This is a genomic window from Nocardioides sp. Leaf374, from assembly GCF_916862475.1.
Classification (GTDB): domain Bacteria; phylum Actinomycetota; class Actinomycetes; order Propionibacteriales; family Nocardioidaceae; genus Nocardioides; species Nocardioides kribbensis.
In genome coordinates this window covers 58,460-69,557 of sequence record NZ_CAKASO010000017.1, presented here as the reverse complement: position 1 = coordinate 69,557, position 11,098 = coordinate 58,460, and the positions used below count along the sequence as shown (strand labels likewise).

The 11,098-nt window shown below is 72.9% G+C and carries 9 protein-coding genes; 6 read left to right on the top strand and 3 right to left on the bottom strand.

What is annotated here, in order from left to right:
* Positions 1 to 87: 87 nt before the first annotated feature.
* The 6 genes from fliP to LPA27_RS10070 all read left to right on the top strand — a co-directional run bounded on the left by fliP (position 88) and on the right by LPA27_RS10070 (position 5,841).
* Positions 88 to 1,038 carry a flagellar type III secretion system pore protein FliP gene (gene fliP, locus LPA27_RS10095; protein ID WP_228942332.1) on the top strand — a complete coding sequence of 317 codons (951 nt, stop codon included), beginning with the start codon at positions 88 to 90 and terminating at the stop codon, positions 1,036 to 1,038.
* An 88-nt stretch (positions 1,039 to 1,126) separates the two neighbouring features.
* Positions 1,127 to 1,396, top strand: coding sequence for a flagellar biosynthetic protein FliQ (locus tag LPA27_RS10090; protein WP_056864749.1), 270 nt, complete (start codon positions 1,127 to 1,129; stop codon positions 1,394 to 1,396).
* An 80-nt stretch (positions 1,397 to 1,476) separates the two neighbouring features.
* Entirely contained in the window at positions 1,477 to 2,244 is a 768-nt protein-coding gene (locus LPA27_RS10085) for a flagellar biosynthetic protein FliR (RefSeq protein ID WP_056864750.1), read from the top strand.
* Position 2,245: 1 nt separating this feature from the next.
* Positions 2,246 to 3,424, top strand: a complete 1,179-nt coding sequence (locus tag LPA27_RS10080) for an EscU/YscU/HrcU family type III secretion system export apparatus switch protein (protein ID WP_228942331.1) — start codon at positions 2,246 to 2,248, stop codon at positions 3,422 to 3,424.
* 99 nt (positions 3,425 to 3,523) lie between these two features.
* On the top strand, positions 3,524 to 5,602 hold the full coding sequence (gene flhA / locus LPA27_RS10075; RefSeq protein ID WP_228942330.1) for a flagellar biosynthesis protein FlhA: 2,079 nt from the start codon (positions 3,524 to 3,526) through the stop codon (positions 5,600 to 5,602).
* On the top strand, positions 5,599 to 5,841 hold the full coding sequence (locus LPA27_RS10070) for a hypothetical protein (RefSeq protein WP_228942329.1): 243 nt from the start codon (positions 5,599 to 5,601) through the stop codon (positions 5,839 to 5,841). The genes flhA and LPA27_RS10070 overlap by 4 nt, the downstream gene beginning before the upstream one ends.
* A 291-nt stretch (positions 5,842 to 6,132) precedes the next feature.
* On the opposite strand, the gene LPA27_RS10065 is transcribed toward LPA27_RS10070, so the two are convergent.
* From LPA27_RS10065 to LPA27_RS10055, 3 genes are all read right to left on the bottom strand, one after another.
* The gene (locus LPA27_RS10065) at positions 6,133 to 8,097 is read right to left on the bottom strand and encodes an ABC transporter ATP-binding protein (RefSeq protein ID WP_228942337.1); all 1,965 of its coding nucleotides are present in this window, start codon (positions 8,095 to 8,097) and stop codon (positions 6,133 to 6,135) included.
* Between the two features lie 80 nt (positions 8,098 to 8,177).
* On the bottom strand, positions 8,178 to 9,920 hold the full coding sequence (locus LPA27_RS10060; protein ID WP_228942328.1) for an ABC transporter ATP-binding protein: 1,743 nt from the start codon (positions 9,918 to 9,920) through the stop codon (positions 8,178 to 8,180).
* Complete coding sequence (locus tag LPA27_RS10055) at positions 9,914 to 10,606, bottom strand: TetR/AcrR family transcriptional regulator (protein WP_228942327.1); 693 nt, start codon at positions 10,604 to 10,606, stop codon at positions 9,914 to 9,916. The genes LPA27_RS10060 and LPA27_RS10055 overlap by 7 nt, the downstream gene beginning before the upstream one ends.
* Between the last annotated feature and the right edge of the window lie 492 nt (positions 10,607 to 11,098).

Below are 11,098 nucleotides of genomic sequence, written 5' to 3'. Positions count from 1 at the left end.
TCGGCGGCGTCGCCGCGGCCGCCGGCGGCGGGGCCTCTCCCCCCAGACCTGGCGGCAGGCCCTCGCCGCGGTGTCGGGGCGCGCGTCGTGACCCCGGCGCGCCTCGGGCGCGCGACCCGGGCCCCCCGACGGGTGGGCGCGCTGGTCGCCGCTGCCCTCGTGACCGGTCTCGTCACCCTCGCCGCGACCGCCGTGCTGCTGCTCGGCGCGTCCGCTCCCGCCTCGGCCACCGACCTCGCCCCGGCGCCGACCGCCCCGGCCTCCCCCGCCCCGACCGCCGGAGCCACCGACCCCGCACCGGCGGGCACGGGCGCCCAGCGGCCCGGCGCCGGGCCCACCGGCCCCGCCGGCCCGACCGCCGACCCCGGCGGCGACGTCACCATCGACCTCACCGGCCTCACCGACAAGCCCAGCTCCTCGGTGACCCTGCTGGTCACGCTGACCCTGCTGTCGCTGGCGCCGGCGATCCTGCTGACCTGCACCAGCTTCACCAAGATCCTCATCGTGCTGGGCCTGACCCGCAACGCGCTGGGCCTGCAGCAGACCCCGCCCAACCAGGTGCTCGCCGGGCTGGCGCTCTTCCTCAGCCTCTTCATCATGACCCCGACGCTGTCGGCCATGAACGACGCGGGCGTGCAGCCCTACCTCGACGGCGACAAGACCTCGGCGCAGTCCTTCGAGGACGGCATCGAGCCGCTGCGCGAGTTCATGCTCGACCAGACCGGCGACGAGGAGCTGCGGCTGCTCACCAACGTCGCGCGCCGCGACCTGCCGGACGACCGCGACGACGTCGGCATGACCACCCTCGTGCCGGCCTTCATCCTCAGCGAGCTCAAGGCCGCCTTCATCATCGGCTTCATCATCTTCATCCCCTTCCTTGTCATCGACATCGTCGTGAGCGGGGCGCTGATGGCGCTGGGCATGATGATGATGCCGCCGGTGATGGTCTCCCTGCCCTTCAAGCTGCTGCTCTTCGTGCTGGTCGACGGCTGGGCCCTGGTGATCAAGGCGCTCGTGTCGAGCTACGGCACCACCTAGCTGCCCCCACCGCCCCGCGCCCACCACGCCGCCACCACCCCGCCACCACCCCGCGCGCCACCGCCGCCTGTCCGAGGGACCCACGCCGATGACCGACACCGCCATCATCGAGATCGCGATGCAGACCATGATGGTCGCGCTCAAGCTCTCCGCGCCGATCCTGGTGACCGCCCTCGCGGTCGGCTTCGCGGTCTCGCTGTTCCAGTCGATGACCCAGATCCAGGAGTTCACGCTCGCCTTCGTGCCGAAGGTCGTGGCCGTCGGCATCGCCATCCTGGTCAGCGGCAACTGGATGCTCCACACGCTCGTGGTCTTCACCCAGGACCTCTTCGACATGATCCCGCGCCTGCTCGCCTGAGCCGGCCACCGGACCAGCCCCCGACCCGCACCAGACCCCGCCCCAGACCGAGACCCAGACCGAGACCGAGCGAGCACCAGATGACCGTCACCGTCGCGGGCGAGCCGCTGCTGGCCTTCGTGCTGGCCGCGGTGCGCATCGTCGCGTGGCTGGTGGTCGTGCCGCCCTTCGCGTCGCGGTCGATCCCGACCACGGCCAAGGTCGTCCTCAGCCTGGGGCTGGCCTTCGCCGTGGCGCCGCTCATGGCCGACTCCACCATCCCGGTCGACACCTTCGGGCTCCTCACCACCGTGCTGACCCAGGTGATGATCGGGCTGTCGATGGGCTTCCTGACCTCGCTGCTGTTCGCGGCCGTGGCGGCGGCGGGCAGCATCATCGACGTCTTCGGCGGGTTCGCGCTGGCCGCCGCCTTCGACCCGCTGGCGATGAACATGAACACCGTCTTCGGCAAGTTCCACCAGATGCTGGCCACGGTGCTGCTCTTCGTCAGCGGCGGCCACCTGCTCGTCGTGGGCGGGCTGCTGCGGACCTTCGAGATGCTGCCCATCGGCCGGACGCCCGACCTCGACGGCGGCGCCGACCTGCTGCTGCGCGCCTTCGGGGTCTTCTTCGTCACCGCCGTGCAGGTCGCCCTGCCGATGATCGCGGTGCTCTTCGTCGCCGACCTCGGCCTGGCCCTGATGACCAAGGTCGCGCCGCAGCTCAACGCCATCAACGTGATGTTCCCGGCCAAGATCGGCCTGACCCTCATGCTGCTCGGCCTGTCGTTCCCGGTGCTGCCGGGCCTGGTGCGCCGCCTGGTCGAGCTCTCCCTCGAGCTCACCGCGGCCTTCGCGGGAGGAGGCTGAGGTGAGCGGGTCCAGCGGGGAGAAGACCGAGAAGCCGACTCCGAAGAAGCTCAAGGAGTCGCGCAAGGAGGGCCAGGTCGCGCGCACCCAGGAGCTCGGCCCGTGGATCGCGCTGACCCTGGCCGCGATGGTGATGCCGCTGCTGCTGACCCGCGAGCTCGACGCGATGCAGCGGCTGATGACCGCCTGCCTGCGCGCGGTGGAGGACCCCTCCCCGGAGCGGGCGATGGCGCTGCTGGGCGAGGGCGTGGGCGGGGCCTTCCTGGCCCTGGTCGTGCTCGCCTCGGCCGTCGCGGTCGTCAGCGTCGCCGGCACCCTGGCCCAGGGCGGCTTCTACCTCGCCACCAAGGCGGTCAAGCCCACCTTCTCCAAGCTCGACCCGATCAAGGGCGCCAAGCGCATCTTCGGCCCGCAGGCGCTGTGGGAGGGCGTGAAGATGCTGGCCAAGTGCTCGGTCGTCGCGATCCTGGTCTGGTCCTCGATCAAGGCGCTGATGCCGCTGCTGGGCGGCATGGTGCCGATGGGCGTCGTGCTCACCGCGGGCGGCGAGCACGCGCTCGCCCTGCTGCGCAACGTCGCCGTCGCCGGCGTGCTGCTGGCCGGCGTCGACTACGGCATGCAGCGGCGCCGGGTCGGCAAGCAGACCCGCATGACCAAGGACGAGGTCAAGCAGGAGCACAAGATGTCGGAGGGCGACCCGCTGGTGAAGAGCGCCATCCGCGCCCGCCAGCTCGCCGCCGCCCGCAACCGCATGATCGCCGACGTGCCCACCGCCGACGTCGTGCTCGTCAACCCCACCCACGTCGCCGTGGCCCTGAGGTACGACGCCCAGCGCGGCGCCCCCCTCGTGGTGGCCCGCGGGGCCGGCGCGGTCGCGGCGCGCATCCGCGAGGTCGCCACCGAGGCCGAGGTGCCGCTGGTGCAGGACGTGCCGCTGGCCCGGGCGCTGCACGCCTCCTGCGAGGTCGGCCACGAGATCCCCGCCGAGCTCTTCGGCGCCGTCGCCCACGTGCTGGCCTTCGTGATCAGCCGCAAGCGCCAGGGCCGCCGCGGCGGCAGCCACAGCAGCCCGCGCCTCGACGCCGCGCTGCCAACCTTGCCCCGGGCGGGCCGGCGCCGGCGGCGTACCGCTCCGGTCGTGCCGGCCATTTCCTCAGGCCCGGCGCCGAGCGGCCGATAGGCCGGGCGACGCCAGGACGGTGTCGGCTGCGCCACGGACGGCGGGGACCCGCGATCGACCCGATCGCCCCTGACGCAGACGACCCCGGAAGGCGGCTCCATGGACGGCTCGCTCAAGCGGCTGACCCAGCTCGGCGTGCCCGTCGGCATCGTCATGATCGTCGTGATGCTGGTCATCCCGCTGCCGGCCGCCGTGCTCGACCTCCTCATCGCCGCCAACATCACCGGCGCGCTGCTCATCCTGCTCACGGCGATGTTCGTGACCCGCCCGCTCGACTTCGCGTCGTTCCCGGCGCTGCTGCTGGTGATGACGCTCTTCCGCCTGGCACTCAACGTGAGCGCGACCCGGCTGGTGCTCATCGACGGCTACGCCGGCAAGGTGATCGAGACCTTCGGCCACTTCGTGGTGGGCGGCTCGCTGATCGTCGGGCTGATCATCTTCTCGATCCTGCTCATCATCCAGTTCGTCGTCATCACCAACGGCGCGGGCCGCGTCGCGGAGGTCGGCGCCCGCTTCACCCTCGACGCGATGCCCGGCAAGCAGATGGCAATCGACGCCGACCTCAACTCCGGTCTCATCGACGAGGACCAGGCCCGCCAGCGCCGCGCCGAGGTGCACGCCGAGGCCGACTTCTACGGCGCGATGGACGGCGCCTCGAAGTTCGTCAAGGGCGACGCGATCGCGGCCATCATCATCACGCTGGTCAACCTCGTCGGCGGCTTCGCCGTCGGCATGGCCCAGATGGGCATGTCAGCCGGCGACGCGGTGACGACGTACTCGCTGCTGACGGTCGGTGACGGCCTGGTCTCCCAGATCCCCGCCCTGCTGCTGTCGGTGGCCACCGGCCTGGTCGTCACCCGCAGCGCCGGCGAGGGCGACATGGGCTCCGACATCGTCCGCCAGATCACCGCCAACCGGATGCCGCTGCGCATCGCCGGCTTCGCGGGCATGGCGCTCTGCCTGATCCCGGGCCTGCCCAAGATCCCCTTCCTGCTCACCGGCGGGGCGCTGCTGCTGCTCTCGACCCGCGTGCCCGACGACGCCCCCGCCATCCCCGGCAGCCCGGCGGCGCTGGCCGCCGCCGCGGAGGCCGCCGCGATCGAGGCGCCCTCGCGCGACCACCCCGAGACCCTCGCCGAGGAGATCCAGGTCGACCCGCTGGGCCTGGAGCTCTCGGCCGACATCATCGACCTCGTCGACGTCGGCTCCGGCGGCGACCTGCTCGAGCGGGTCAAGGCGCTGCGCCGCAAGGTCGCCGGCGAGCTCGGCGTGGTGGTGCCGCTCGTGCGCACCCGCGACAACCTCGACCTGCCCTCGCGCACCTACGTCATCAAGCTCTTCGACATCGAGGTCGCGCGCGGCGAGGCGCCCCCGGGCACCGTGCTGGCCATCGGCGACTTCCTGGGCTCGCTGCCCGGTGAGCCCACGCAGGAGCCGGTCTTCGGCCTCGACGCCAAGTGGATCCCCGCCGAGCTGCGCAGCCAGGCCGAGCTCAGCGGCGCCACCGTCGTCGACCGCAGCGCCGTCATCACCACCCACCTGGCCGAGGTGGTCTCCTCCCACGCCGCGCGCCTGCTGGGCCGCGAGGACGTGCGGATGCTCACCGACGTGGTCAAGCGCAGCCACCCCAACGTCGTCGAGGAGCTCACCCCGGGCGCCCTGTCGCTGGGCGAGGTGCAGCGGGTGCTCCAGCACCTGCTCGACGAGGGCATCTCGATCCGCGACCTGGTGCGCATCTACGAGGCGCTCTCGCTCAAGGCGCAGTCGAGCAAGGACCTCGACGGCCTCGTCGAGGCCGCCCGGGCCGCGCTCGGCCCGGCCGTGGTCGCGCCGCACCTGGTCGACGGCGTCGTGCACGTGATCAGCTTCGAGCCCCAGTTCGAGCAGCGGATGCTCGAGTGCCTGCGCATCACCGAGCAGGGCGCGATGATCGCGCTCGACCCGGTGACCCTCCAGACGGTCATCGGCGGGCTGGCCCAGCTGCTGGTCGACGCCGAGAACCGCAACGTGCGCCCCGTGCTGGTGTGCGCGCCCGGGCTGCGGCCCGCCGTACGCCGTCTCATCCGACCGGCGGTCGACCGGCTGCCCGTGCTGTCCTACCCCGAGCTCACCGGCACCGCCCAGGTCCGCTCCGCGGGCGTGGTCAGCGGCGAGCGCGTCATGGAGGTCACCTCGTGAACCTGCTCTCCGTCCCGGTGCTCGGCGCCGCGGCGCTCGTCGCCTCCCCCGCGCTCTACGGCGGGTTCGTCTCGGGCGCGGTCACCGTCGACGTGGCCGTCACCCGCTGGCTCGTGGCCGTCGTGGTCTGCTGGGTCGCGATCTCGCTGGTGGCGATGATGGTCGGCGAGCCGCCGGCCGCGCAGCCGGCCGTCGTGCCGGCCGACGAGACCCCGACCGAGGAGCTGCCCGCCCAATGAACGGGTCCAGCGAACGGGTCCAGCGAACGGGTCCGGTGAACGGGTCCGGTGAACGGGCCCGGACGTGGGACGACCCGCAGGTGTGGCTCCGGGGAGCCGCTCCGGCGGACGTGCGACCGGATCACCTGCGGGTCGGGTGACTGCTGAGGATTCACCAGCAGCCGGAGGGACTTCCACCCCTCGTTGGCGCTGGGCTGCTAGCGGGCAGCCACCTCACGCGTCCTAGAAGAAATCATTCTTCGGACCACCTCCTTTCCCGTGTGCGACCACGGTAGGTCGACGTCGGCGGCGTCACAAGGGGTTTTCGTCGGGCCCCTGGACCGACCCCCGGACCGCCCCCTGGACCGCCCCGTCGGCCGGGGCCTCGACCGCGGCGAACTGGCTGGCGTGCAGCCGGGCGTAGGCCCCGGCGGCGGCGAGCAGCTCCTCGTGGGTGCCCTGCTCGACGATGGCCCCGTCCTCCATCACCAGGATGAGGTCGGCGTCGCGGATGGTGGAGAGCCGGTGGGCGATGACGAACGACGTGCGGTCGGCGCGCAGCGCCGCCATCGCGTGCTGCACCAGCACCTCGGTGCGGGTGTCGACCGACGACGTCGCCTCGTCGAGGATGAGCAGCGCGGGCGCGGTGAGGAAGGCCCGGGCGATCGTGACGAGCTGGCGCTCCCCCGCGGAGAGGTTGGAGCCCGACTCGTCGACGACGGTGTCGTAGCCCTCGGGCAACGAGCGCACGAAGCGGTCGACGAAGGTCGCCCGCGCGGCCTCGAGCACGTCGTCGGCCGACGCCCCCGGCCGGCCGTAGGCGATGTTGTCGCGGATGGTGCCCTCGAAGAGCCAGGTGTCCTGGAGCACCATGCCGATCTGCCCGCGCAGCCGCGCCCGCGACATCGACGACACGTCGACGCCGTCGAGGGTGATGCGGCCGCCGTCGAGCTCGTAGAAGCGCATGACGAGGTTGACCAGGGTGGTCTTGCCCGCCCCGGTGGGCCCGACGATGGCCACGGTCTGGCCCGGCCGGGCCACGAGGGAGAGGTCGGTGATGAGCTCGCGGTCGGGGCTGTAGGAGAACGACACGTGCTCGAAGGCCACCTCACCGCGTCGTACGCCGGAGCCCGCAGCCACCGTCGCGCCCCCGGCCCCGGCCCCGATCACGTCGCCGGTCGCCTCGTCCGGGTCGGGGCGCTCGAGGTCGGCGTCGAGCAGCTCGAAGACCCGCTCGGCCGAGGCGACGCCCGACTGCAGCAGGTTGGCCATCGAGGCGACGGTGGTGAGCGGCTGGGTGAACTGGCGGGTGTACTGCACGAAGGCCTGGACCTCGCCCAGGGTCAGCGAGCCGCTGGCCACGCGCAGGGCGCCCACGACGGCGACGACGACGTAGTTGAGGTTCCCGATGAACATCATCGCCGGCATGATCAGGCCGCTGACGAACTGCGCGCGGAAGCTGGCGTCGAAGAGCGCGTCGTTCTCCTCGGTGAAGCGCCGCTCGACCTCGCGGCGACGACCGAAGACGCTGACCAGCTCGTGGCCGGAGAAGGCCTCCTCGACCTGGGCGTTGAGCTGGCCGGTGCGCTTCCACTGGGCCACGAACTGGCCCTGCGAGCGGCGCATGATGGCCCGGGTCACCAGCAGCGACAGCGGCACCGACACCAGCGCCACGAGGGCCAGCAGCGGGGAGATCCACAGCATCATCGCGAGCACGGCCACCACGGTCATCAGCGAGGTGAGCAGCTGGCTCATCGTCTGCTGGAGGGTCTGGCTGACGTTGTCGATGTCGTTGGTGACCCGGCTGAGCAGCTCGCCGCGGGGGCTGCGGTCGAAGTAGGTGAGGGGCAGCCGGTTGAGGGTCTCCTCGACCTCCTCGCGCATCCGGTAGACGGTGCGCTGCACCACCCCGTTGAGCACGTAGCCCTGCAGGAAGGCCAGCAGCGAGGCCGCGACGTAGACCCCGAGGGCCAGCAGCAGCACCTGGCCGACGGCGTCGAAGTCGACGCCGCGCCCGGGCACGACGTCGAGCCCGCGGGCGGCGTCGGGGAGGTCGGCCGCGTCGGCCCCGGCGTACTGACGGCCCAGCAGGCCCGCGAAGACGAGGTCGGTGGCGCGCCCCAGGATGCGGGGGCCGACGGCCATGAGCAGCACGCTGACCACGCCGAGTGCGACGACGAGCAGCGCCGCAATGCGCTCCGGGCGCAGCCGCGCGACCAGGCGCTTGGCCGACGGGCCGAAGTCCATGGCCTTCTGCGCCACGCCCCCGCCGCCCATCGGGCCGCGGCCGGGGCCTCCCGCCGGCGGCGGGGGCCGGTCGGTCGCGCGCAGCTGGCCGGGGCGCTCCTCGGTCGTGCTCACGCGCCCACCCCCGCGGTCGCGCTCTCCTGCGAGGCCACGATCTCCTGGTAGGTCGGGCACGAGGCGAGCAGCTCCTCGTGGGTGCCCTGGCCGACCACCCGCCCGTCGTCGAGCACGACGACGAGGTCGGCGTCGCGCACGGTCGAGATCCGCTGCGCCACGACCACGACGGTGGCGTCGCGGGTCACGGGCCGCAGCGCGGCGCGCAGCCGCGCGTCGGTGGCCAGGTCGAGGGCGGAGAAGGAGTCGTCGAAGAGGTAGAGCCCGGGGCGGCGCACCACGGCGCGCGCGATCGCGAGGCGCTGGCGCTGCCCCCCGGAGAAGTTGGTGCCGCCCTGGGCCACCGGCGCCTCCAGGCCCTCGGGCAGCCGCTCGACGAAGTCGCGGGCCTGGGCGATCTCGAGCGCGCGCCACAGCTCCTCGTCACCGGCGTCGGCGCGGCCGTGCCGGAGGTTGGAGCGGATGGTGCCGCTGAAGAGGTAGCCCTGCTGGGGCACGAGCCCGATCTGCTCCCACAGCACGTCGGGGTCGAGGTCGCGCACGTCGACGCCGGCCACCCGCACCTGGCCGGCCGTGGCGTCGACCAGGCGGGGCACGAGGTTGACCAGGGTGGACTTGCCCGAGCCGGTCGAGCCGACGACGGCCACCACCTGCCCCGGCCGCGCCGAGACGGTGACCCCCGAGAGCACCGGCGACTCCGCGCCGGGGTAGGAGAACCCGACGTCGACCAGGTCGAGGTGGCCGCGGCGGGCGGGGTCGGGCGTGGTCGGCGCGGCCGAGGGCACCACCGAGCTCGACGTGCCGAGCACCTCCGCGATCCGGTCGGCGCACACCGCCGAGCGCGGCACCTGCATGAGCATGAAGGTCGCCATCATCACCGACATCAGGATCTGCATCAGGTAGGACAGGAAGGCCGTCAGCGCCCCGACCTCCATCTGGCCGCTGTCGACGCGCTGCCCGCCGAACCAGATGACCGCCACACTGGAGACGTTGACCACGATCATCACCAGCGGGAACATCGCGGCCAGCCAGCGCCCGGCCCGGGTCGCCACGGCGGTCAGGTCGGCGTTGGCGCCCGCGAAGCGCTCGGTCTCGTGGGGCTCGCGCACGAAGGCGCGCACCACGCGCACCCCGGTGATCTGCTCGCGCAGGACGCGGTTGACCTCGTCGATGCGCGACTGCATCAGCCGGAAGCTCGGCACCATGCGGCTCACCACGAAGCCGACCGTCACGAAGAGCGCCGGCACGACCACGGCGAGCACCCAGCCCAGCCCGACGTCCTCGCGCAGCGCCATCACGACACCGCCCACCATCATGATCGGGCTCGACACCGCGATGAGGCAGGCCATCAGCACGAGCATCTGCACCTGCTGCACGTCGTTGGTGCCGCGGGTGATGAGCGAGGGCGCCCCGAAGTGGTCGACCTCGCGCTTGGAGAAGGTGCCGACCCGGGCGAAGAGCTCCCCGCGCAGGTCGCGACCGAGGCTCATCGCCGTACGCGCCCCGAACCAGGCGGCGCCCACCGAGCACACGATCTGCACCACCGAGACCGCGAGCATGACGGCGCCGACGCGCCAGATGTAGGCGGTGTCGCCGGTGGCGATCCCGCGGTCGATGATGTCGGCGTTGAGGCTGGGGAGGTAGAGCATCGCCAGCACGCCGACGAACTGGAGCCCGACCACGGCCAGCAGCCAGGGCCGGTACGCCGCGAGGCGCTCGCGCAGCAGCGGGATCAGCACGACTCCTCCTCCCGCACCGGCCGCGCGGGCCGCGCCGGTGTGGTGGCGCGCTCGGCCGGGCCGACGGGGTCGACCGGGGCGGCGGGGACGGCGCAGGTGGGCCTCGCAGCGGGGGCGAGCAGTCCGGTCAGCACGGTGTCGACGATCTCCTCGGGGCTCAGCAGGCGGCCGTCGGCCACCTGCTCGTGGCTGCCGGCGAAGGTGAGCAGGCGCAGCCGGTGCACCATCTCCCCCGGCTCGACGCTCAGGTGCTCGGCGTCGGCACCGACCAGCTCGACGCACGCCCGCTCGAGCCGGGCCCGCACGGCGTCGGCCTCCGCGGAGTCGTGCAGGTGGGCGGGCGGCCCGAGCATCCCGACCTTGCGGATCAGCCCGAAGGTCGCGCGGAAGCGCTGCTGCAGGATCGACACCAGGCGCACCATCCGGTCGCGCAGGTCGAGCGCAGGGTCGATCTCGGCGATGCGGTCGAAGATCGCGCCGTGGTCGAAGGCCCGCACGAGCGCCGCGTCGACCAGCTCGTCCTTGCTGGCCACGACCCGGAAGATCGTGCCCTCCGCGATCCCCGCGGCCTCCGCGATCTGCTTCGTGGTCACCGCGCGCCCGTGCTCGCGCAGCAGGCGCAGGGTGACGTCGACCAGCTGGTCGTGGCGCTCCTGCGGGGTCATCGGCGCGGCGCGGGGAGGCATGCCCTCGAGCGTAGATGAGTGAGCACTCACTCACAAGGCTGTCCGGACCTCCTGCGCAGAGGTGGCGGCCCAGGACGGCTCGGGGCCGCCGACCCGCTGTACGCCGCCCTTCCGCCACCCGCCGCGACCGCCCGCCGGAGCAGTGGCGCGCCGGCTCCCGCGACTGACGACCCCCGCCGGGTCCGGCGCGCCTGACAGCCACGGTGGAGTCGCGGCGCCCCGCCCGCGACCGATGTCCACCGCAGCCGGCGCGCGCCGACACCCCCGACAAGTGGCGGCAAACGACGAGCCAGAGGGCCACCAGCCTGTCGTTCGCCGCCACTCGGCGACCAGCGGACGACCCCCGCCAGCGCCGACGCGGCACCCACGGTGGAGTCGCGGCGCCCACGACGGACGCCCCCGACAGCCGGCGCGCGCCGACGTCCGCGACAAGTGGCGGCAAACGACACACGCGGGCGCCACCGAGCTGTCATTCGCCGCCACTCCACGACC